This window comes from Pseudomonas sp. TE3895, from assembly GCF_056278855.1.
Map to the genome: position 1 here is coordinate 3,345,543 of NZ_JBWBQE010000001.1, position 22,368 is coordinate 3,367,910.

21 protein-coding genes are annotated in these 22,368 nt (G+C 63.7%); 13 read left to right on the forward strand and 8 right to left on the reverse strand.

Annotation, left to right across the window (positions count from 1 at the left end):
* Nucleotides 1-70: 70 nt before the first annotated feature.
* The 3 genes from ACZ889_RS15010 to ACZ889_RS15020 all read left to right on the forward strand — a co-directional run bounded on the left by ACZ889_RS15010 (nucleotide 71) and on the right by ACZ889_RS15020 (nucleotide 4,429).
* The gene (locus tag ACZ889_RS15010) at nucleotides 71-1,258 is read left to right on the forward strand and encodes a porin (RefSeq protein ID WP_010953581.1); all 1,188 of its coding nucleotides are present in this window, start codon (nucleotides 71-73) and stop codon (nucleotides 1,256-1,258) included.
* A 140-nt stretch (nucleotides 1,259-1,398) separates the two neighbouring features.
* Entirely contained in the window at nucleotides 1,399-2,562 is a 1,164-nt protein-coding gene (nosP, locus tag ACZ889_RS15015; protein ID WP_003254110.1) for a nitric oxide-sensing protein NosP, read from the forward strand.
* Nucleotides 2,531-4,429, forward strand: a complete 1,899-nt coding sequence (locus ACZ889_RS15020; RefSeq protein WP_014860443.1) for a PAS domain-containing hybrid sensor histidine kinase/response regulator — start codon at nucleotides 2,531-2,533, stop codon at nucleotides 4,427-4,429. The genes nosP and ACZ889_RS15020 overlap by 32 nt, the downstream gene beginning before the upstream one ends.
* Nucleotides 4,430-4,474: 45 nt before the next feature.
* On the opposite strand, the gene ACZ889_RS15025 is transcribed toward ACZ889_RS15020, so the two are convergent.
* The 6 genes from ACZ889_RS15025 to ACZ889_RS15050 all read right to left on the reverse strand — a co-directional run bounded on the left by ACZ889_RS15025 (nucleotide 4,475) and on the right by ACZ889_RS15050 (nucleotide 9,807).
* Nucleotides 4,475-5,140 carry a response regulator gene (locus ACZ889_RS15025; RefSeq protein ID WP_003254108.1) on the reverse strand — a complete coding sequence of 222 codons (666 nt, stop codon included), beginning with the start codon at nucleotides 5,138-5,140 and terminating at the stop codon, nucleotides 4,475-4,477.
* A gap of 54 nt (nucleotides 5,141-5,194) precedes the next feature.
* On the reverse strand, nucleotides 5,195-5,755 hold the full coding sequence (locus tag ACZ889_RS15030) for a PQQ-dependent catabolism-associated CXXCW motif protein (protein WP_476257520.1): 561 nt from the start codon (nucleotides 5,753-5,755) through the stop codon (nucleotides 5,195-5,197).
* A 313-nt stretch (nucleotides 5,756-6,068) separates the two neighbouring features.
* On the reverse strand, nucleotides 6,069-6,860 hold the full coding sequence (locus ACZ889_RS15035; RefSeq protein WP_004574210.1) for an ABC transporter permease: 792 nt from the start codon (nucleotides 6,858-6,860) through the stop codon (nucleotides 6,069-6,071).
* Nucleotides 6,857-7,597 carry an ABC transporter ATP-binding protein gene (locus tag ACZ889_RS15040; RefSeq protein ID WP_003254104.1) on the reverse strand — a complete coding sequence of 247 codons (741 nt, stop codon included), beginning with the start codon at nucleotides 7,595-7,597 and terminating at the stop codon, nucleotides 6,857-6,859. Before ACZ889_RS15040 ends, ACZ889_RS15035 begins: the two co-directional genes overlap by 4 nt.
* Nucleotides 7,594-8,583: a YVTN family beta-propeller repeat protein gene (locus ACZ889_RS15045; protein WP_088512309.1), complete on the reverse strand. Its 990-nt coding sequence runs from the start codon at nucleotides 8,581-8,583 to the stop codon at nucleotides 7,594-7,596. Before ACZ889_RS15045 ends, ACZ889_RS15040 begins: the two co-directional genes overlap by 4 nt.
* 30 nt (nucleotides 8,584-8,613) lie before the next feature.
* Nucleotides 8,614-9,807, reverse strand: coding sequence for an ABC transporter substrate-binding protein (locus tag ACZ889_RS15050; protein WP_014860446.1), 1,194 nt, complete (start codon nucleotides 9,805-9,807; stop codon nucleotides 8,614-8,616).
* A 150-nt stretch (nucleotides 9,808-9,957) separates the two neighbouring features.
* On the opposite strand from ACZ889_RS15050, the gene ACZ889_RS15055 reads away from it, so the two are divergent.
* Both ACZ889_RS15055 and ACZ889_RS15060 read left to right on the forward strand, forming a co-directional pair.
* Nucleotides 9,958-11,235: a HAMP domain-containing sensor histidine kinase gene (locus tag ACZ889_RS15055; RefSeq protein WP_180688274.1), complete on the forward strand. Its 1,278-nt coding sequence runs from the start codon at nucleotides 9,958-9,960 to the stop codon at nucleotides 11,233-11,235.
* Nucleotides 11,232-11,870 carry a response regulator gene (locus ACZ889_RS15060; protein ID WP_003254098.1) on the forward strand — a complete coding sequence of 213 codons (639 nt, stop codon included), beginning with the start codon at nucleotides 11,232-11,234 and terminating at the stop codon, nucleotides 11,868-11,870. The genes ACZ889_RS15055 and ACZ889_RS15060 overlap by 4 nt, the downstream gene beginning before the upstream one ends.
* A gap of 207 nt (nucleotides 11,871-12,077) precedes the next feature.
* Here the strand turns inward: ACZ889_RS15060 and ACZ889_RS15065 are convergent, their stop codons facing one another.
* Both ACZ889_RS15065 and exaA read right to left on the reverse strand, forming a co-directional pair.
* The gene (locus ACZ889_RS15065; RefSeq protein WP_476257521.1) at nucleotides 12,078-12,737 is read right to left on the reverse strand and encodes a pentapeptide repeat-containing protein; all 660 of its coding nucleotides are present in this window, start codon (nucleotides 12,735-12,737) and stop codon (nucleotides 12,078-12,080) included.
* A gap of 66 nt (nucleotides 12,738-12,803) precedes the next feature.
* Nucleotides 12,804-14,699, reverse strand: a complete 1,896-nt coding sequence (gene exaA, locus ACZ889_RS15070) for a quinoprotein ethanol dehydrogenase (RefSeq protein ID WP_033726729.1) — start codon at nucleotides 14,697-14,699, stop codon at nucleotides 12,804-12,806.
* 254 nt (nucleotides 14,700-14,953) lie between these two features.
* Between exaA and pedF the strand changes: the two genes are divergently transcribed.
* From pedF to pqqD, 8 genes are all read left to right on the forward strand, one after another.
* The gene (gene pedF / locus ACZ889_RS15075; protein WP_014860448.1) at nucleotides 14,954-15,415 is read left to right on the forward strand and encodes a cytochrome c-550 PedF; all 462 of its coding nucleotides are present in this window, start codon (nucleotides 14,954-14,956) and stop codon (nucleotides 15,413-15,415) included.
* Nucleotides 15,416-15,420: 5 nt separating this feature from the next.
* Entirely contained in the window at nucleotides 15,421-16,296 is an 876-nt protein-coding gene (locus ACZ889_RS15080) for a substrate-binding periplasmic protein (RefSeq protein ID WP_012052781.1), read from the forward strand.
* 8 nt (nucleotides 16,297-16,304) lie between these two features.
* A complete protein-coding gene (locus ACZ889_RS15085; protein ID WP_047603008.1) occupies nucleotides 16,305-17,066 on the forward strand; it encodes a quinoprotein dehydrogenase-associated SoxYZ-like carrier in 762 nt (253 codons plus the stop codon).
* A gap of 38 nt (nucleotides 17,067-17,104) precedes the next feature.
* A complete protein-coding gene (locus tag ACZ889_RS15090) occupies nucleotides 17,105-18,028 on the forward strand; it encodes a quinoprotein relay system zinc metallohydrolase 1 (protein WP_004576474.1) in 924 nt (307 codons plus the stop codon).
* 195 nt (nucleotides 18,029-18,223) lie between these two features.
* Nucleotides 18,224-20,011 (forward strand): PQQ-dependent alcohol dehydrogenase PedH, encoded by a 1,788-nt coding sequence (gene pedH / locus ACZ889_RS15095; RefSeq protein ID WP_010953598.1) that lies wholly within the window; start codon nucleotides 18,224-18,226, stop codon nucleotides 20,009-20,011.
* A 162-nt stretch (nucleotides 20,012-20,173) separates the two neighbouring features.
* Nucleotides 20,174-21,694 carry an acetaldehyde dehydrogenase ExaC gene (gene exaC / locus ACZ889_RS15100; RefSeq protein WP_003254088.1) on the forward strand — a complete coding sequence of 507 codons (1,521 nt, stop codon included), beginning with the start codon at nucleotides 20,174-20,176 and terminating at the stop codon, nucleotides 21,692-21,694.
* Nucleotides 21,695-21,919: 225 nt separating this feature from the next.
* The gene (gene pqqA / locus ACZ889_RS15105; RefSeq protein ID WP_003243383.1) at nucleotides 21,920-21,991 is read left to right on the forward strand and encodes a pyrroloquinoline quinone precursor peptide PqqA; all 72 of its coding nucleotides are present in this window, start codon (nucleotides 21,920-21,922) and stop codon (nucleotides 21,989-21,991) included.
* Between the two features lie 51 nt (nucleotides 21,992-22,042).
* Entirely contained in the window at nucleotides 22,043-22,315 is a 273-nt protein-coding gene (gene pqqD, locus ACZ889_RS15110; protein WP_180688271.1) for a pyrroloquinoline quinone biosynthesis peptide chaperone PqqD, read from the forward strand.
* Nucleotides 22,316-22,368 lie beyond the last annotated feature (53 nt).

A 22,368-nucleotide genomic window follows, 5' to 3' on the forward strand; every position in this document is an offset into this window, starting at 1 on the left:
GCAGCGTTTCTGGCAATTTGCCCACTTCTGATAATCGCCTCCGACATCCCGTCCCCGTTTGGAGCGCGCCATGCACAACAACAATAAGCACCTGCCGCCTCGTTTTCTCGCAGCCGCCATCGCCAGCTTTTCTGCGCTTGGCCTGAGCAGCGTCGCCGAAGCCGAGATCATGCTGTACGACAAGGACCAGACGACGTTTTCCACCGATGGCTATATCAACGCCTTCTACGTCAACAGCGAGGTCGACCGTGAGGGCGAGCAGTTTGACCGCCGCCAGTCGCGGGTGAAGATGGGCTTCTTGCCCAACTACCTTGGCTTCAACATGGGCAAGCAGGTGGATGACCTGAAGCTCGGCGCGCGTGCCTCGTTCTGGGTAACCATCAACGACAGTGAAACCAACGGTACCGACACCGCCATCGACGTGCGCCAGTTCTATGGCACGGTGGCCAACCCCGAGTGGGGCGAGGTGCTGATCGGCAAGGACTTCGGGCTGTTCGCCCGCTCCAACATCCTGCTCGACGAACTGCTGGCCGGCTATGGCCAGGTCAGCGACACCCTGGGGCTGGTGGACGGCGGCGGAGTGTCGTTCGGCAACATTGGCAGCGGTTACCCATACCCGTTCCCTACCTCACAGATCACCTACCGTACGCCCGTGATGGAGGGCCTGCGGGTGGCGGTGGGCATCATGGACCCGGTGGACACCAACGACAGCAGCCCGACCGGAAAGGCCTACCAGGAAAACCCACGCACCGAGAGCGAGATCACCTACCAGTTCGACCTGGGTGGAGCGCAGATCTACAGCTGGGTCAACGGCAGTTACCAGACCTCGGACAATACTGACTCCACGGTAGAAACGATCACTTCCAAGGGGGTGGGTTACGGGGTGCAGGCAAAGATGGGCGGCTGGTCGCTGACCGGCTCGGGGTTCCAGGCCAAAGGCATCAACCCGTTCTTCACCAACAATGCCGGCGAACCGGTTTTACGCAATGTCGACAGTGATGGCTACCTGCTGCAGGGCTCGTACAAGTTCGGCAAGAACCGCGTGGCGCTGTCCTATGGCAAGACCAAGGACGATGGCAACGGTGCGGTTGGCAGCGGCGCGGACTACGAGACCCGGGGTGTGGCGCTGTTCCATGACATCAACGACAACCTGAAACTGGTGGCCGAGTACAACCAGTTTTCCATCGACGGGCATGACACCAGTGCGCAGAACGAAGACACCGATACCTTTGCGGTGGGCGCGGTGTTGACCTGGTAAGCGGCCGGGGCCGCAAGGCGGCCCCGAATGACACGGTCTTTTACGCCCATGGAACCGCCCACCCGCTACCCAAGTAGCATTCGTCACCCACCACCACCTCCTTAAACTGATCACTCAGCCACCCCGTGCCGGAGACCACGATGCAGCAGGCTCATAACGACGGTGTGGTCAGTGCCATGTCGCAGGCTACCGACGCACGGTTGGCCGCTCAGGACCTGGCGCGGCAGTTGCTGCACCCGCACCTGGGGTTCGTGCTGTTCTTCTGCTCCGCCGAATACGACTTGCAGGCTTTGGGCGAAGCATTGGAACAGGACTTTGGTGGCATACGCCTGGTCGGCTGCACCAGCGCCGGTGAAATCACCCCGCTGGGCTACGGCCGCAATTGCGTGACGGCGGTGGGCTTCGATCACCGGCACTTTTCGATCGCCACCGCGTTGATCGATGAGATGGAGCGCTTCAGCCTGATCGACGCGCAGCAGATGGTCGAGCGGCTGGTCGGCACCTGCCGCAGCAATACCCTGGCGCCAATCAAGGGCCACAGCTTTGCACTCACGCTGCTCGATGGCTTGTCCAGCCGCGAGGAGATGGTGCTTGCCGCACTCAGCGCAGCACTGGGGGATATCCCGCACTTCGGCGGCTCGGCCGGTGACGACAACTACCTGAACCGCACCCATGTGTATTACGGCGGTACATTCCACAACGGTGCAGCCGTGGTGGTGCTGGTCAACACCTGGCTCGACTTCGAAGTGTTCACCACGCATCACATCCTGCCGCGCCAGGAAAAGCTGGTGGTCACCGGTGCCGACAGCGCCCAGCGCCGGGTTTTCGAACTGAATGCCGAGCCGGCGGCCGAGGAATATGCCCGCCACATCGGTGTGCCCGTGGCTGCGCTCGATCACCGGGTGTTCGCCGCCCACCCGCTGGCCGTGCGCATTCATGATCAGTACTACGTGCGGGCGATCCAGCAAATGCACCCTGACCTCAGCTTGAGCTTCTACTGCGCGGTGGAGAACGGCATCGTGCTCACGGCCATGACCCCGGGCCCGCTGTTGCCGAACCTGCACCAGCTGTTCGATGGCCTGCACCAGCGTCTCGGACCATTGCTGCTGACCATCGGTTGTGATTGTTTCCTGCGGCGTCTGGAACTGGAGGCCCATCACGGCCTGGAGCCGGTCGGCGCGTTCCTGCGCGAGCAACGGGTGATTGGCTTCAACACCTACGGAGAACAGTTCAATGGCATGCACATCAACCAGACCTTCACCGGGGTCGCCATTGCCCGCAACCGGCCTCCTGTCGGTCGCTGAACTGCAGGCCGAGCTGACCCGGCTGCAGCATCAGAACCACAAGCTGCAGCGCATCAATGACGCACTGATCGAGCGCATCGAGTCGGGCGTGACCCGGGGCAACGACCCATACGCCGCGTTCCAGCATTCGGTGGTGCTGGCCGAGCAGGTGCGCGAACGCACCGATGCGTTGAACCAGGCCATGGCCGAGCTCAAGGCCGTCAACCGCCTGCTCAGCGAGGCCCGGCAGCGGGCCGAGACGGCCCATCAGCACCAGATTCGCCTGATTACCGACAACGTCCCGGCACTGATCGCCTACCTGAACGCCGATCTGGTCTACGAATTCACCAACAAGGTTTACGAAGAGTGGTATTGCTGGCCGCATGGCGTGATGCTGGGCCAGAGCCTGCGCGAGGCCCACAGCGAGCAGCACTACCAACGCCTGGAAGGCTATGTGGCGCGGGCGCTGGCGGGGGAGAGCGTAACGTTCGAGTTTGCCGAGACCAATATCAACGGCCAGGAACGCTACATGCTGCGTTCCTACGTGCCGAACCGCCTGGCCAGTGGCGAAGTAGTGGGTATCTTCGTGCTGATCCGCGACATCACCGAGCGCCGCAACACCGCACAGGCGTTGCACCAGGCGTACCAGCACCTGGAGCAACGGGTGCGCGAGCGCACTGCCGAACTGACCAGCCTCAACGACCAGTTGCTGCGCGAAATCGAAGAGCGCAGCCAGGCCGAGTCGCGTCTGCGCGAGGCCAAGCGCGAGGCCGAGCAGGCCAACCTGTCGAAAACCAAGTTCCTTGCTGCGGTCAGCCATGACCTGCTGCAACCGCTGAACGCGGCGCGGCTGTTCACCAGTGCGTTGCTCGAGCGCGACGAGCCGCAAAACGCTGCCCACCTGGTGCGTAATGTCAGCAATTCGCTGGAGGATGTGGAAAACCTGTTGGGTACCCTGGTGGATATTTCCAAGCTCGATGCCGGGGTGATCAAGGCCGATGTCGCCCCGTTCGCCCTCCACGAACTGATGGACAACCTGGCTGCCGAATACGCCCAGGTGGCGCGTAGCGAAGGGTTAGAGCTGCATTTTGTGGGGTGTTCTGCCGTCGTGCGCAGTGACATCCAGCTGCTGGCACGCATCCTGCGCAACCTGCTCAGCAACGCCATCCGCTACACCCGCAGCGGGCGCGTGGTGCTGGGGTGTCGGCGCCAGCGCGGTGGCGTGCGGATTGAAGTGTGGGACAGCGGCATCGGCATTGCCGAAGAACACCTGGAAGACATGTTCCTGGAGTTCAAGCGGGGTGATGTGCAGCGCCCGGACCAGGACCGTGGGCTGGGCCTGGGCCTGGCAATCGTGGAGAAGATCGCCGGCATCCTCGGCCACCGGATCCGCGTGCGGTCATGGCTGGGCAAAGGCTCGGTGTTCGCTGTCGAGGTGCCGCTGAGCGCCACTGCACCCAAGGCCCAGCCGAGCCAGGCGATCTGCGAGCCGATGCTCGAACGCCTGCGCGGGGCACGGGTATGGGTGCTGGATAACGATGCGGCGATTTGCGCGGGCATGCGCACCTTGCTGGAAGGTTGGGGCTGCCGGGTGGTCACTGCGCTGTCGGAGGAAGACCTGGCGCGCCAGGTGGACAACTACCACGCCGAGGCCGACCTGCTGATTGCCGACTACCACCTGGACAATGACTGCAATGGTGTCGACGCCGTAGCGCGGATCAATGCCCGCCGCGCCCAGCCGCTACCGGCGCTGATGATCACGGCCAACTACAGCAACGATCTCAAGCAGCAGATCCGCGAGCTGGGTCACACGCTGATGCACAAGCCCGTAAGGCCGATGAAACTCAAGACGGCGATGAGCCATCTGCTGGCCAGTGGCGTGGCATAGCGGTTGGCCGCTTCGCGGGTTTACCCGCGAAGCGGCCGGAACAGGTCAACGGCGCAGATAATCAGCAAAATCGATATCGCCAGCACTGAGGATGGCTTGTACCCGGTTGTGCACATTGAGTTTGCGCAAGATCGCCGAAACGTGGGCCTTGACGGTGGTTTCGGCGATGTCCAGCGTGTAGGCGATCTGTTTGTTCGATTCGCCTTTGGTCATGCGCTCGAGCACCAGCAGTTGCTTGCGGGTCAGGGCCTGGAGCATTTCCGGCGGGAAGCTCGGGGCATCGTTATGGCGCCGGCTGGTACTGCTTTTTTGCGCGCGGATGATGTCTGGCGGCAGGTAGACATTGCCATTAAGGATCTGCTCGATCGCTTCGATCATCTGTGAGCGTGGCGACGACTTGGTGATGAAGCCCACGGCACCGTAGGTAATGGCCTGCAGCACGATCTGCTTTTCCTGCTCGGCCGAAACGATGACCACCGGCGTGGTTGGCGCCTCGTTGCGCAGGGTGATCAGGCCATTGAGGCCGTGCATGCCGGGCATGTTCAGGTCGAGCAGGATCAGGTCGAGGTCGTCATGCGCCTGGGTCAGGGCCAGGGCGCTTTCAAGGTCGGCGGTCTCCATGACCTCGCTGCCCTGGAAGCCATCGCTGATGACATTGTGGATGGCTTCGCGAAACAGGGGGTGATCGTCGGCAATCAGAATTTTGTACATGGCCTTTTCACCTTGTTTTTATTGGATGGAGCGGGGCATGCATACACAGGCATTTCAGGGGAACGGCACCGGTTGTGCCGGCTGCAATGGCAGGTTGGCTTGCTGCCATGCATCCAGGCCGTCGCGGTACCAATACAGGTTGTTATAGCCCAAGGCTTTCGCGCGTTTTACCGCGTTCCAGCTTAACCAGCAATCGGAGCGGCAGTAAAAGACCAGTGGTTGGTCCGGGTGCCCGGCCGTGGCTTTTTGCAGGTTACGCACGAAGTAGTCCTGCCATGCCAGGCTCAGTTCGCCGTCGCCGGTGTTGGCCAGCCACAGGCTGCCGGGGAGGTTGCTGTGCGGTTCGTCTTCGATGAAGCGACCTTGCAGCCATTGACGGCGATAGACGTCGATCAGCACCGGTCGGGGCGTCTGGCCCAGCAGGCCTTGCAATGTGGCGGTGTCGACGACCTGGCCGCCTTCGACCTGTTGCGGGGTCGGGCTGCGATAGTGCGTGGTGCGATAGCCGTCGGCGGAGAACAGCGGCGCCGTGTCAGCCTGGGCGATACCTAGCGTCAGGCTCAGCGAAAGTACCGCCAGCAAAGGGCGTGGCAGCCGGGGCAGGGCACGTGGCATGGCGGTTTTTCCTTTTTGTTATGGACTCATTACATGCCAGTGGCGGTGCTTTGTGAATGCGACGATAGACAGTAAATGCAGTACTAAAGTAGTAGATGGCCGGGCGCCTGAAGGCAGGGAGACGCCCAAGGTGTGGGAGCAACTGTCTTGCTCAATTTCTAAAAGCTGGCGCGATCCGTGTGGGAGCGGCCTTGCGTCGCGAAAGGGCCGCAAAGCGGCCCCCGATTTCAGCTGCACCGCACACATGGCCGGGGCTGCTGCGCAGCCCAATCGCGACACAAGGCCGCTCCCACACGCGTTACACGCCAGGTTTTCAGCGCGGCTTGCGCAGCGCTGCATGCTGGGGGTTGAAGGTGAGGATCGCCAGCAGCGTGAACAGCCCGGTCAAGCCCAGGCACACCGCCAGCGCCAGCAGGTTCAGCCGCTCATAAAGTGCAAACCGCACCAGCTCTACGGCATGGGTGAACGGGTTCACAGCACACAGCCAGTACAACCACTGGCTGGCCTCGCGCATTTTCCACAACGGGTACAGCGCCGACGACAGGAAGAACAGCGGGAAGATCACGAAGTTCATCACCCCGGCGAAGTTCTCCAGCTGGCGGATGGCGTTCGACAGCAATAGCCCCAGGGCACTGAGCATGAAGGCCACCAGTAGCAATGCCGGCAGCGCCATCAGCAAGCCCGCTGCCGGTGGTTGTACCCCGTATAACCAGGCGATGGCGAGGAAAGCATAGACTTGCAGCAGGGAAATCAATGAAGTTGCCAGCAGTTTGCTGCCCAGCAGGAACGGGCGTGGCAGCGGGCTGGTCAGCAACACGCGCATGCTGCCCATCTCGCGGTCGTAGACCATCGACAGCGAGCCCTGCATGCCGTTGAACAGCAGAATCATGCAGGCCAGGCCGGGGATGATGTACACCTCGTAGGGGATGTAGGTGTCGTAGGGCTCGATGATGGCAATGCCCAGCGCTGCGCGAAACCCGGCAGCGAATACCAGCAACCACAGCAGCGGGCGCACCAGCGCGCTGAGCAGGCGTGTACGCTGCAGCACGAAGCGCAGCCATTCGCGCAGCATGATGCCGTTGAAACATTGCCAGTAAGCGTTCATCGGGCGTTGGCTCCTGAGGGGGCGTTGGTCAAGCGGGCAAAGGCGTGATCGAGGTCACCGCCGTGCTCAAGGCTCAGCGCATCGGCGGTGCCACTGGCCACCAGGCGCCCCTGATGCAGAATCAACAAATCATCGCTGGGCTGCACTTCGTCCAGCAGGTGAGTGGCCCACAGCACACTGAGCTGCTGCTCGCGGCACAGCCGGCGCAGGTGCTGGTTAAGCGCCAGGCGGCTGGCCGGATCGAGGCCGACGCTGGCTTCGTCCAGCAGCAGCAGGCGCGGTTCATGCAGCAGCGCGCGGGCAATTTCCACCCGTCGCCGATGGCCGATGTTCAGTTCACGCACACGATCGCGCCGGCGTTCACCAAGGCCTTGGCGGGCCAGTTCGGCTTCGACCCGCAGGTGGCTCTGGCGCCGCGACAGGCCATGCAAGGCGGCGTGGTAACGCAGGTTCTGCTCAACGCTCAGGTCCAGGTCCAGGGTGCTTTGCTGAAACACCACACCCAGCTGGCGCAAGGCCGGGCGTGCAGCGTTGCGTAGCGAGCAGCCGCACACGCGGATGTCGCCATGCTGCAGGTCGTACAGGCGCGTGAGCAGGGCGATCAAGGTCGACTTACCGGCACCATTGGGGCCCAGCAATGCGGCGAAGCGCCCAGGTGCCAGGCTGAAACCGACTTGCCTGAGTGCCTCGCGCTGGCCATAGGCGAAGCTCACGTCACTGACGTCGAGGGCATTCATGGTGTCACCACCACGCCCCAGGGGTAGCGCCCGACCTTCACCGACTTGAGCACTTTGAGCTGCTTCACATCAATGACCGAAACGTCACCGCTGACACCGTTGGTGGCCAGCAACTGGCGCTGATCCGGGGTGAATGCCAGCTGCCAGACCCGCCGCCCGACCAGCAGGTAGTCGAGCACATCAAAGGTCTTGGCATCGATCACCGCCACGTGGTTGGCCGGGCCCAAGGCGACGAAGGCGTACTTGCCATCGGCGCTGAGCTTGATGCCCACTGGCTGGACTTTGTCCGGGTGCACGCCCTTGATCTGGAAATTCAGGGTTTTCAGCACCTGGCGCGTGGCCACGTCGAGTATGGTCACCGTGCCGCCGATTTCTGCCGAGGCCCACAGGCGCGAACCGTCTTTGCTGAACTCGACGAAGCGCGGGCGCTGGTCGACCAGCGTGCTGTCGGCCAGGGTCTGGGTGCTGGTGTCGATCCAGTGCAGCATGTTGGTGGTTTCACTGGTGTTGACCGCCCACTTGCCGTCAGGGCTGACCGCCATGCCTTCGGGTTCGATGCCGACTTCGATCTGCCCGAGCACCTTGTCGGTGACGGTGTCGATCACCGTCACCAGCGCATCGTCCTCGTTGGACACATACAGCCAGCGGTCGTTGGGGTGCAGGGCGAACTGCTCGGGGTCCTTGCCGGAAGGCAGCTCCTTGATGATCTTGCGTGTGGCCACGTCCATCACCTGCACCCGGTCCGAGTCGCTGGCGCAGATGTACAGCAGCTTGCTGTCGTGTGACAGCAGCAAGCCACGCGGACGCTGGCCCACCGGCAGGGTTTCGGTGACTTCCAGCGTTTGCAGGTCGATCAGGCTGAGGCTGTTGTCCTTCTCGTTGGAGACCCAGGCGGTGGCAGCCATGGCGTGACTGCTGGCCAGCGCCAGGGCGCCCGACAGCAGGCTGGGGTAAATCAGGGCCCGGTGGAAGAGGGGGCGGCGCATGGCGGATTCCTTATTGTTGTGGTTGTCGGGTCAGGGGTAGCTACACGTCACTTCGGGCTTGTCATAGCCCAGGCTGTCCATTTCGTTGAAGGGATGCAGGAAGCCCTCCTGCGGCGAGGTGCTGACCAGGGCGCGGGGCTGAACCAACGGGATCGGCTGGCGCAGTTCGCCGTTCCACGGGCGGTAACTGAGCTTGCGCCCCTTGAAACCGTCCAGCGGCAATTGCTCGCTGAGCAGCAGTTGCTGCAGCGCGCGAGGTTCGGCCAGGCGCAGCTTGCTGGCCGCACTGGCGACACTGCGCACAGCCATCCAGGCGGCGAAGTCACGGTCATTCATCCAGCGCCCGGCCTGGGCCTCGAAGCGTTTTTGCAACTGCGCCGCCCCGAAGGTTTCCACCGTCTTGTGCCAGCCCGTGGGGGTCAGGCCCTGGGTACCGGCCACCGGGCGTGGATACCACGTCTGGTAGGGCAGGTACTCGCCGAAGTCACCGCGCTCGTCGGCCACCAGTACCACGTCGTACTCGGCAGTCTGGGTGAACAGCGGCATGTCGGCCTGGGCGCTGCGGCGCTGGTCGTTGTCGAAGGTCCAGGTTTTTTCCGCGACCAGTTGCACGCCAAAGCGCTTCACCGACCGCCGCAGGGCAGCGGCGTAAGCCTGGTCGTCCGGGGTCTGGCCGACCACCAGCAATGCCCGTTGCCATTTGCGCAGCACCAGGAACTGCGCCAAGGCATCGGCCAGCATGGCCCGGCTCGGCAGGCTGTGCAGGACATTGCCCAGGCACTGGCTGCTGCGCAGGCTGTCGTCGGGGCTGCCGGCGTTGAACAACAGGCTGTCGGGCAGGGCGGCAGACAGCGCGCGCAGGCTGGCGGCCGGGGCATTCACCACGAACAGGCGCAGGCCTTGTTCATGCTGGGCCCTGGCGGCTTGCAGCAGGGCCTCGGGGCTGTCGACATTGGCGCTGGTCAGCTGAAATTGCTGCTTCAGGAAGCGCCCGGTGCTGTTGCTGTCGACAATGGCCAGTTCGGCACCTTGGAGCCCGGCATCGCCGGGTTCGGGGATGACGTTTGACAGCAGCGGGCCAGCGGCGGGGCGATAGCCCAGGTAGCCGATGCGTATGTGCAACGGGGCTGCGGCCTGGCCCTGAGCGGCGGGCGCCTGGGGCGTAGCCAGCGTTGCGGCCAAGGCCAGCAGGCAGGTCAAGGCAAGGTGGGCAGGCTGGCGCATAAGACACTCCACGGCAGATGGCGCCAGCATAGGAAGCCCGCCGGGAGGGGGGAATATGCAGAAAGTAGCGCTCGGCCGGTACCAAGGTAGTAATTCAGTGCGGGGGCCGCAGTTTTACGATGGTCCACAACGGCCTGAGGAGAACCGCTTGTGCGCCTTGTCAACTTGTCGGCCCTGTGGCGAGTCAACCTCTGGGTCACGTTATGCTTCGCCTTGGTGACGCTGGCTTGTGCCGGGGTGCTGTTGCACCAGGCGGTGGCCGACGTCGAGCGTGAGTTGCAGTCAGCCGAAGCCGTGGTGGCATACCTGGGCGACACCGCCGAACGCGACCCGGCAAACCTGCAGCCCGGCTTGACCAAGAGCCTGCGCCATGTGCGGGTGCATTGGCTGGCAGCGGGTGAGGTGCCAAGGCTGCCGCAAGAGGCCGGTATGGATGCCTGGCTCGGCCGCCAGTTGTTCGGCGAGCGCTACCACAGCAGCCGGCTGCTGGACTTGAGTGATGGCCGCCGCGTGTTGATTGCCGTGGATGCGCGGGATGAAATCGATGAAGTCTGGGACTCCCTGCAACAACTGCTTGTCGTTTGTGGCCTGGCGTTGTTGCTGAGCTTGTTGACCATCCGCTGGGCGGTACGGCGGGCCATGGGCCTGCTGGATGAGCTGCTGGGCGCCTTGCATCAGGTTTCAGGCGGGCAATTGACGGCACGCCTGCGCGAAGCCGGCCTGCCGGAAGCGCGCCAGCTGGCCAAACACTTCAACCGCATGGCCGCAGCCCTGGAGCAGGCCCAGGCCGACAATACCCAACTGACCCAGGCCCTGCTGGCAGTGCAGGAGCAGGAGCGTACACAGCTGGCGCAGACCCTGCACGATGATCTGGGGCAATACCTGGCAGGCATGCGTGCCCAGCTATACCTGCTGCGTATGGTGGCCGAACAGCCTGAAGTGGTGACGCAGACGGCGCAGGCCCTTGAATTCAATTGCGAGCGCCTGCAGCAAGGTTTTCGCGCGCTGGTGCACAACTTGTATCCGGTGGCGCTGCACTACATGCCGCTGGCCGAGGCCTTCGGGCTGTTGGTGAGCCAGTGGCAGGCCAGCCAGGGCATCGAATGCCGGCTGCGGGTTGGCGAGCACTTGCCGGCGCTGCCTGGGCCGAGCAGAACGCATTTGTACCGCTTGCTGCAGGAGGCGTTGACCAACGTCGCCCGGCATGCCGGTGCCAGCCAGGTGCGGGTGCGCCTGCAGCGCAGTACCAAGGGCTTGCGCCTGTTCATTCGCGACAACGGCTGCGGCGGGTGCCAGCCCCAGCGCCCAGGGGTAGGCCTGCACTCGATGGCCGAGCGCGCCCGCAGCCTTGGGGGGGAGTTACGCATTTTCAGCCGCCCGGGCGGTGGCTGGGCGCTGGCCCTTAACATTCCCGAGGAGGTGCGATGAATATCGTGTTGGTCGATGACCACGCCGTGGTCCGCCAAGGCTACGCCAGCTTGCTGCGGGCGGTGCTGCCATTGGTGCAGGTGCGTGAGGCCGCCAGTGGTGAAGAGGCGCTGGCCAGGGTACAGGAGCAGGTGCCCAACCTGGTGATCATGGACTTTGGCCTGCCCGGTATCAGTGGCCTGGAAACCACCCGGCGCCTGCGCCAGCGCCTGCCGCAATTGCGGGTGCTGTTTTTCAGCATGCACGATGAACTGCCGCTGGTGCGCCAGGCGCTGGATGCGGGGGCCTCGGGCTACCTGACCAAGAACTCGGCGCCTGAGGTGCTGATCGAGGCGGTGCAGCGGGTGTTGGCCGGGCATGCCTACATCGAGCAGCCCCTGGCCACCCAGCTGGCTTGCCTGTCACAGCAAAGCACCAGTGACCCCCGGTTGCAGCGCATGACCCAGCGCGAACTGGAGATATTCACGATGCTGGCCAAGGGTACCCCGGCGCGGGTGATTGCCGAGCAGTTGTGTATCAGTGCCAAGACCGTGTCCAACCACCTGACCTTGCTCAAGAGCAAGTTGCAGGTGAGCTCGCATGCCGAACTGGTGCATCTGGGGATTGACCTGGGGGTGGTGCGGGTGGCGGGGTGAGGTATTTCATTGCACCTGTTGGGGCTGCGTCGCAGCCCTCCGCGCACAACGGAATGTGTCCAGCCCCCGACATGTGTCCACCCCCGATCTGTGTGTGTAGGAGCGGGTTTACCCGCGAATACGGTGGCGGCAGCAACAGTGAACGGCGGGTGGAAATTGGCCAGCAGGCCCGGCCCTTTCGCGGGTGAACCCGCGCCTACAGGCCGCTCATTTGTCCCAGGTTTCAGGGCACCCCTTGCACCCCTCCATGTTGGCCTCCTGAAAATTCCCGTAATGCTGCCGCGCCCCGCGCAAATCGGCGTGTGCCAGGTTGCTCTGGCCAAACTTGGCCTCCTGCAGGTTGGCATCGCCCAGGTTGGCCGCTTGCAGGTCGGCCTTGCTCAACCAGGCCATCTCCAGGTCCGCCGCCTGCAAGTTGGCCTGCTGCAGCTTTGCCCCGGACAGCCTGGCGAACTGCAGGTAGGCTGCGCGCAGGTCCGCCTTTTCAAACTGTGCGCCCTGGGCGAACAAGCCCCAGCCTTGAATGGCCACCAGCTTGCTGTTGCTCAGGTCGGCCAGGCGCAGATTGCTCTGTTGGAGGCTGGCGCGGGTCAGGTTGGCACCTTGCAGGCGGGCTTTTTCCAGATTTGCCAGGTCCAGCTGGGCGTGACGCAGGTCGGCATCGCGCAGGTCGGCACCGGCGAGGTTCATCTTGCGCAGGTCCTGGTTGGCCAGGTTGGCGCCGCGCAGGTTGGCCCCCGGGCACTGGCTGGCTTCGGCAATCACACAGCCGTTGATGGTCAAGGGGGTATCGTTGCCAGTGTCGTCGGCGTTCACTGCCAGGGCAGGGGATAGCGCCAGCAGCAAGGTCAAGGGCAGGTAATTCATGGCAAAAGCCTCTGGGCAGGAGAAGGGCAGAAACGGGGAGGGGCGCAGGCCGCTCCCCGCTGCAGGTCAACGCTGTGCAGTCTTGTTGTCCCAGCTCGGGATCTTGAACACCCAGAACGAGCCACCCTGAGCCACCGGCTTGGTCAGCTCGGCCATGTCGCCGCCCCACAGTGGTACTGCACCGCCGTAGCCCACGGTCACGCCGATGTACTGCTCGCCGTCCTGTTCCCAGGTGATGGGCGGCGAGACGATGCCGCTGCCGGTCTGGAACTTCCACAGCTCTTTGCCCGTTTTGGCGTCGAAGGCCTTGAAGAAGCCGTCGCCGGTACCGGTGAACACCAGGTTGCCCTTGGTTGCCAGCACCCCGGCCCACAGCGGCAGGTGCTCCTTGTGTTCCCACACCAGTTTGCCGGTGGACGGGTCCATGGCGCGCAACGTGCCGACGTGGTCGTCGTACATGCGCTTGATACGGAAGCCCATGCCCAGATAAGCCGAGCCCTTCTTGTAGTTCACTTCCTCGGTCCAGTATTCCTCTTTCCACTGGTTGCCGGGGATGTAGAACAGCCCGGTGTCCTGGCTGTAGGCCATGGGGTTCCAGTTCTTGCCGCCCAGGAACGGTGGCGAGACTTCCACCGGCTTGCCCTTGGTTTCACCCGGCAGCGGCTTGGCCGGGCGTTGGCCGGGGTTTTCCACCGGGCGGCCGGTCTTCAGGTCGATATGGCTGGCCCAGGTGATGTTGTCGACGAAGGGGAAGGCGTTCTGCAGCTTGCCGTTGTTGCGGTCGACCACATAGAAGAAGCCGTTGCGGTCGGCGTGGGCGGTGGCCTTGACCACGTTGCCGTTCTTGTCCTTGTAGTCGAACAGCACCAGCTCGTTGTTGCCGGAGAAGTCCCAGGCATCGTTGGGGGTGTGCTGGTAGAACCACTTGACCTCGCCGGTACTCGGGTCGACGCCGACCTGGCCGGAGGTGTACAGGCTGTCGAAGTCATGCGGGTTGCCGTCTTTCGACGTGCGCGCCCAGGTATTCCAAGGGCCGGGGTTGCCAGCGCCGACAATGATGGTGTTGGTTTCGGGGTCGAAGCTCGCGCTTTGCCAAGGGGCTCCGCCGCCGTGGCTCCAGGCTTCGACCTTGCCGGTTTCGGTGGTTGGGTCGTCTGGCCAGGACGGCGCCTTGACGTCACCGGTCGGGGTGCTGTCCTTGCCGTTCAGGCGGCCCATGTGGCCCTCGACGAAGGGCCGCATCCACACTTCTTCACCGGTGTCCGGGTCGCGTGCGAACAGCTGGCCGACCACGCCGAATTCATCGCCGGAGCTGCCGTGGATCAGCAGCACCTTGCCGCTGGTCTTGTCCTTGATCAGCACTGGCGCACCGGTCATGGTGTAGCCGGCGCTGTGGTCGCCGAACTTCTTGTTCCACACCACTTTGCCGGTGCGCTTGTCGAGGGCGATGACACGCGCATCGAGGGTGCCAAAGTAGATCTTGTCGCCGTAGATCGCCGCCCCGCGGTTGACCACGTCGCAGCAGGGACGAATGTTGTCGGGCAGGCGGTGGTTGTAGGTCCACAGGCGTTTGCCGGTCTTGGCATCGAGGGCGAATACCCGCGAGTACGAGCCGGTGACGTAGACCACGCCATCGCTGACGATGGCCTGGGATTCCTGGCCGCGCTGCTTCTCGTCGCCGAAGGAGTAGGACCAGGCCGGGGTCAGCTTGAACACGTTCTTGTCATTGACCTGGGCCAGCGGGCTCCAGCGCTGGGCATTGGTGCCCATGCCGTACTGCAGCACGTCCTGGGTGGTCAGGTGGTCATTGGCGATGTCTTCCCAGGTGACGTTCTTGCCGGCAGGTGCAGCGGGTGTGCTGGCCGCTGTTGCCACATTGCCCAGGGCCAGGCTACCGGCTATCAGCAGGACGCGCACGCTCAGGGCCAGCGGGGAAAGGGCGGGTAGCGATCTTATTGTCATGGTTGCAGTTCCCAGTGGAGGTTTTGGCCTGCACAGGGTGGGGCGCAGCGGCCATCGCGGGATACGGAAAAAGTCCCGCCCTTGCCGGGAATAGTTCCCGCACGGCACCTCAATTGGCCCTTCGCCACAAGCCCTACTACCAAGGGATTAAGGCCCGGCCACCAAAGCAGCATTCGGCCACCCGCGGGCTGTTTCTAAGATGGCGGCACGGCCTCTGTGGTTGAGGCTTTGTGTGCAATGGTGAGGGCATAACAATGACAACAAAATGCAATGTGTTGCTGGCTGCTGGGTTGCTGGCCGCAGCCGTGCTGACCGGTACAGCCTGGGCCCATGGCAACGTGGTGCCCCAGGCAGTGGAGACCAAGGGCCTGACCCCGATCAAGGACACTGGCGTGAGCCTGGACGGCGACGGCTGGGCCGCGGTCAACCCGTACCGCAGCTCGCCCGAGCACGAAAAGGCCGTGGAAATCGGCGCCTCGGCCTACAACCAGAACTGCGCTGCCTGTCATGGCCTGGAGGCCAAGTCGGGTGGTATCGCCCCTGACTTGCGCATGCTCGATGCGGGTGATGCCGGCGATGAATGGTTCGTCGAGCGGGTACGCCACGGCGCGGTTCGCGACGGCCGCGTGTACATGCCGAAGATGGCCGACTACCTCAGCCAGGAAGCCCTGTGGGCGGTGCGCACCTACCTCGACAGCGTGCACGTCGAGGAGTGACGGCCATGCGTCTGTGGGCGGTGCTGTTGAGTGGCCTGCTGCTGTGTTGCGCGGCGGCCCAGGCGCAGGTGCGCAACTATGACGCGATCATCGCCGCCGGCGAGCTCAAGGTGGCAGTGTACAAGGATTTCGCCCCCTACAGTTTCCAGGACCACGGCCAGCCGCGTGGTGTCGATGTGGAGCTGGCGCAGGCCCTGGCCACGGCCTTGGGGGTACGCCTGCAACTGATCTGGGCGCCACCCGGAGAAAAGCTCGACGATGACCTGCGCGACTACATCTGGCGTGGCAGCCCGCTGCGTCATCAGCAATTGGCCGACCTGATGATGCGGGTGCCTTACGATCGCGCCTACGCGCAGCGGCGCAACGAGCTGGGGGAGCTGGAAAACGCCCAGGTGGTGATGTTCGGCCCCTATCAGCAGGAGCGTTGGCAGGTGGCCTACGATCGCCGTCGCCTGGCCTCGGTGGCCAGTGTCGCGGTATTCCAGCAGCATCCTATCGGGGTCGAGGTGGACAGCGTGCCGTCGTTCTACCTGACATCGGTGTTCAACGGCATGCTCAGCGCCAGGACCCACCATTACCCCAGCGTGCAGCAAGCTTTCGCTGCCATGCAGGCCGGCCAGGTGGACGCAGTGATGGCGATGCGCGGCGAGGTTGACTGGCAGCTGCACCAGGCCGCCGACCCGCAACTGGCCCTGGCAGAAAACGCTTACCCGAACCTTGGCAAACAGGCCTGGGAAATCGGCATGGCCGTACATGAAAGCAACCGGCAGCTGGCCTATGCCGTGGAGGAGGCCATGGAAGCGATGATTCGCGATGGCCGGCTCAAGGCGATGTATGCCGCATACGGCCTGCGTTACGAGGTCCCGGAGATGTATCAATAGGAGTGGCCATGAACTGGCGAGCAACTTTCCTGCTGGCCTGCTGGATGCCCTGGGCCGCCCAGGCTGCGACACAAGGCACCCACACAGACCCGGTGCCTTCTGTGATGTGGGACTTCTACCACAAGCAGTTGCTGGGGCAGGCGGCGTTCGTGTTCGATGACCGTGTGAAGCTTCTGGCGCCGCCCTTTGCCGAGGATGCACGGCAGGTACCGCTGGAGATCGACGCCCGGGCGTTCACGGGCGATGTGGTGCGGATTATCGCCTGGGCAGAACTGAACCCTCTGCCGCGCATCGTCGACTTTCAGCCCGGCGAGCGCGTGTTGCCCTGGTTGTCGATCCGCATCCGCATCGAACAGGCCACACCGTTGCGCGCCGCCGTACTGACACGCGATGGCCTGTGGCACGTCGGTTCGACCCTGATCGATGCTGCCGGCGGCGGTTGTACCGCACCCAGCGTGGTGCGCACCCAGCCCGGCTGGGAGGAGCACCTCGGGGAGGTGCTGGGCGGGCGCTACCCGCGTGGCGACAGCAGCCGCCTGCGCCTGCAGGTGGCCCACCCGATGGATAACGGCCTGGTCAGCGGCATTCCTGAATTCTTTCTCAACCATGCCGAGTTGCAAGGTGCAGATGGCCAGCGCCTGGCCAGCCTGGAGCTGTACCCGGCGGTCAGCGAAAACCCCAACCTGGGCTTTGACATTCAGGGCCCTGGGCCAACACGGCTGCTGTTGCAGGACAACAGCGGCAACCAGTTCGAGGCGGCGCTGCCCTGAGCGCGTTGTCTGATTTCACCCTGACCCGAGGCACCGCCATGCGTTGGATCCTGCTGTTGCTGCTGTGCCTGGGGCTGCCGGCCCAGGCTGATCTGGCGTACCGGCTTACCCCCCGGCAGATCGCCGAGGGCACCTGGTTGCTGGAAGGCAGCACCGACAATTTCGCCAAGGCCAATGGCGGCAATGTGGTCAACACCGCGTTCATCGTCACCGACAGCGGTGTGGTGGTGATCGACAGCGGGCCGTCGAAGGGCTATGGCGAGGCATTACGCAAGGCAATTGCTACCCTCACCGACAAGCCGGTAGTGGAGGTGCTGCTGACCCATCATCATCCTGACCATGTGCTGGGCAACCAAGCCTTTGCCGATGTGCCGATCGGTGCCCTGGCCGGCACCCGCGACCTGCTGCGCCAGCAAGGCGATGCCATGGCCGAGAACATGTATCGCCTGGTCGGCGACTGGATGCGCGGTACCGAGGTGGTGCTGCCGACCCGGGTGCTGCAGCCGGGCGTGCATGAGGTGGGTGGGCACCGCCTGAGGTTGCTGGGACTGGGCGGGCATACGGGTGCCGACCTGGCGATTTTCGATGAAAAGACCGGCGTGCTGTTTGCCGGCGATCTGGTGTTCTACGAACGCGCCCTGACCACGCCCAACAGCCCGGGGCTGGACGTGTGGCTCAAGGACCTGGATACCCTGCAGGCACTGCCCTGGAAACAGCTTGTACCCGGGCATGGCCCGTTGGCCGGTGATGCGCAGCCGTTCGTGCAGATGCGTGACTACCTGGGCTGGCTCGATGGCCTGATGCGTGATGGCGCGGCGCGCGGTGACGACATGGCTGAGATGATCCGCAGCCCCATTCCCGAACGGTTTGCCGGGATCAGCCTGACGCGTTATGAGCTGATCCGCAGTGTCAGCCACCTGTACCCGCGTTACGAGCGCCAGCAGTTGCAGCGCTTGCCATGACATTTACGGTGCCTGTGAGCCCCCGCGCCGTCCGTGCCGCGCTCTATGGCTGCCCCCGTCCATCGCTCAGGCCCCTACCAAGGAACTAGAAAACTCCGCACTGCGGGCAATTGTTGGCAATCGGGTCGGGACCAAGAATTCCCGGCACACCGGGAAATTTTCCCGGGCACAACAAAAAAACCAAAGGTAGCCGTCATGACCCGATCCCCACGTCGCCCCTTGTTCGCCGTGAGCCTGGTGCTCAGCGCCATGCTGCTTGCCGGCGCGGCGCACGCCGCTGTCAGCAATGAAGAAATCCTCCAGGACCCGAAGAACCCGCAGCAGATCGTGACCAATGGCCTGGGCGTCCAGGGCCAGCGCTACAGCCCGCTGGACCTGCTCAATGTCAATAACGTCAAGGAGCTGCGCCCGGTCTGGGCGTTTTCCTTCGGCGGGGAGAAGCAGCGCGGCCAGCAGGCCCAGCCGCTGATCAAGGACGGGGTGATGTACCTGACCGGCTCCTACTCGCGGGTGTTCGCCGTGGACGCCCGCACCGGCAAGAAACTGTGGCAATACGATGCACGTCTGCCGGATGACATCCGCCCTTGCTGCGACGTGATCAACCGCGGCGTCGCACTGTACGGCAACCTGGTGTTCTTCGGCACGCTGGACGCCAAGCTGGTGGCCCTGAACAAGGACACCGGCAAGGTGGTCTGGAGCAAGAAGGTTGCCGACCACAAAGAAGGCTACTCCATCAGTGCCGCGCCGATGATCGTCAATGGCAAGCTGATCACGGGCGTTGCCGGTGGCGAGTTCGGCGTGGTGGGCAAGATCCAGGCGTACAACCCGGAGAACGGCGAGCTGCTGTGGATGCGCCCCACCGTGGAAGGGCACATGGGCTATGTGTACAAGGACGGCAAGGCGATCGAGAACGGTATTTCCGGCGGTGAGGCGGGCAAGACCTGGCCTGGCGACCTGTGGAAGACCGGCGGCGCCGCGCCGTGGCTGGGTGGTTACTACGACCCGGAAACCAACCTGATCCTGTTTGGTACCGGTAACCCGGCCCCGTGGAACTCGCACCTGCGCCCCGGTGACAACCTGTACTCCTCCTCACGCCTGGCACTGAACCCGGACGACGGCACCATCAAGTGGCACTTCCAGAGCACGCCGCATGACGGCTGGGACTTCGACGGCGTCAACGAGCTGATCTCGTTCAACTACAAGGACGGCGGCAAGGAGGTCAAGGCTGCCGCCACGGCCGACCGCAACGGTTTCTTCTACGTGCTCGATCGCACCAACGGCAAGTTCATCCGCGGCTTCCCCTTCGTTGACAAGATCACCTGGGCCACTGGCCTGGACAAGGACGGCCGGCCGATCTACAACGACGCCAGCCGCCCGGGCGCACCCGGCAGCGAGGCCAAGGGCAGCTCGGTGTTCGTCGCGCCGGCCTTCCTCGGCGCCAAGAACTGGATGCCGATGGCCTACAACAAGGACACAGGGCTGTTCTACGTGCCGTCCAACGAGTGGGGCATGGACATCTGGAACGAAGGCATCGCCTACAAGAAAGGTGCGGCGTTCCTCGGTGCCGGCTTCACCATCAAGCCGCTCAATGAAGACTACATCGGCGTGCTGCGCGCCATCGACCCGGTCAGCGGCAAAGAAGTTTGGCGCCACAAGAACTACGCGCCGCTGTGGGGCGGTGTGCTGACCACCAAGGGCAACCTGGTGTTCACGGGCACGCCAGAGGGCTTCCTGCAGGCATTCAACGCCAAGACCGGCGACAAGGTCTGGGAATTCCAGACCGGCTCGGGCGTGCTCGGCTCGCCCGTCACCTGGGAAATGGACGGTGAGCAATACGTTTCGGTGGTCTCCGGCTGGGGCGGCGCGGTGCCGCTGTGGGGCGGCGAAGTGGCCAAACGGGTCAAGGACTTCAACCAGGGCGGCATGCTCTGGACCTTCAAGTTGCCCAAGCAGTTGCAGCAAACGGCAAGCGTCAAGCCATAACGCCTGCCTACTGCCGCTTGCTGCCGCTGATCGGTGGCAAGCGGCCCTACTACCAAATGACGAGAGCCCCGCTGCCAACGATGCATTCGCCCGGCACGCGGGGCTTCTTACCATCGGTGCATCGCCTGTCGTGGGACAGGCACCGACCCGCAGAGGCTCAGCATGATCTACGCACAACCCGGAACTCCAGGCGCCGTCGTATCCTTCAAACCCCGTTATGGCAACTTCATCGGTGGCGAGTTCGTGCAGCCGTTGGCTGGCCAGTACTTCACCAACAGCTCGCCGGTCAATGGCCAGCCGATTGCCGAATTCCCGCGCTCCACGGCCCAGGACGTCGAGCGCGCCCTGGACGCCGCGCATGCCGCCGCCGAAGCCTGGGGCAAGACCTCGGTGCAAGACCGTGCGCGGGTACTGCTGAAAATTGCCGACCGCATCGAACAGAACCTGGAAGTGCTGGCGGTTACCGAAAGCTGGGACAACGGCAAGGCCATACGCGAAACCTTGAATGCCGACGTGCCGCTGGCAGCGGACCACTTCCGCTATTTTGCCGGTTGCATCCGCGCCCAGGAGGGTGGCGTAGGCGAGATCAACGAAGGCACCGTGGCTTATCACATCCACGAGCCGCTGGGTGTGGTGGGGCAGATCATCCCGTGGAACTTCCCGCTGCTGATGGCCGCCTGGAAGCTCGCCCCGGCCTTGGCCGCTGGCAACTGCGTGGTGCTCAAGCCCGCGGAGCAGACGCCGCTGTCGATTACCGTCTTTGCCGAACTGATCGCCGACCTGTTGCCGGCAGGCGTACTGAACATCGTCCAGGGCTTTGGCCGTGAGGCCGGCGAGGCGCTGGCCACCAGCAAGCGCATTGCCAAGATCGCGTTCACCGGGTCCACCCCGGTGGGCTCACACATCATGAAGTGCGCGGCCGAGAACATCATCCCGTCCACCGTCGAACTGGGTGGCAAGTCGCCGAACATTTTCTTCGAAGACATCATGCAGGCCGAGCCGGCGTTCATCGAGAAGGCTGCCGAAGGCCTGGTGCTGGCGTTCTTCAACCAGGGCGAGGTGTGCACCTGCCCGTCACGGGCGCTGATCCAGGAGTCGATCTACGAACCGTTCATGGCCGAGGTGATGAAGAAGATCGCCAAGATCACCCGCGGCAACCCACTGGATACCGAAACCATGGTGGGTGCCCAGGCGTCCGAGCAACAGTACGACAAGATCCTTTCGTACCTGGAGATTGCCCGGGAGGAGGGCGCGCAGCTGCTCACCGGCGGTGGTGCCGAGCGGCTGCAGGGTGACCTGGCCAGCGGTTACTACATTCAGCCAACCCTGCTCAAGGGCAACAACAAGATGCGCGTGTTCCAGGAAGAAATCTTCGGGCCGGTGGTGGGCGTGACCACCTTCAAGGACGAAGCCGAAGCGCTGGCGATCGCCAACGACAGTGAATTCGGCCTGGGCGCCGGCCTGTGGACCCGCGACATCAACCGCGCTTACCGCATGGGCCGCGGCATCAAGGCTGGCCGTGTGTGGACCAACTGCTACCACCTGTACCCGGCGCATGCGGCGTTCGGGGGGTACAAGAAGTCCGGTGTTGGCCGTGAGACCCACAAGATGATGCTTGACCATTATCAGCAGACCAAGAACCTGCTGGTGAGCTACGACATCAATCCGCTGGGCTTCTTCTAAACCGCGTCGCGGCCTTCGCGGGCTCGCCCACAGGTTCACCGTCGGTTCCAGAACCGGTGCAGAACCTGTGGGCGCGGGTTTGCCCGCGAAGAGGCCGGCACACGTAACGGCCTACCCGTACCAACGCACCCCGCAAGCTCGTTCCAAAGTAGCATTCGGTCCGGTCCGCCCCCGTGCATTAATGCTTCTACCGGAATCCTCCGGCACAAGAAGAGGACTTGCCCTATGTGGACTAAACCCGCCTATACCGACCTGCGCATTGGCTTCGAAGTGACGATGTATTTCGCCAACCGTTGATGACGGCCCGGCCATCGCCACGGTGGCCGGATCCTCCTGGAGTATGCGCCTGTGAACCTCATCGATCGCCAGCAAGCCCTTGCCTTGGGGCGAGGCTTGCGCCTGGACTGGGAGCCACAGAAGGCTTGCCACGTGCTGTTGTACGCCGGGGGCATCATCGAGCTCAATGCCAGTGCCGGCTGGGTCCTGGAGCTGCTGGACGGCCACAGTACCGTGGCAACGGTCATCGACCGCCTGGCACAACGCTTCCCCAATGTACCGGGGCTCGAAGAGGACGTACTGGCGTTTCTGGAGGTGGCCCGCGCCAAATCCTGGATAGAATGACCGGTAGCCCCGCTTTGGTCTGGTTGCTTTCGTGGTGGGATGCTTTACGCTGG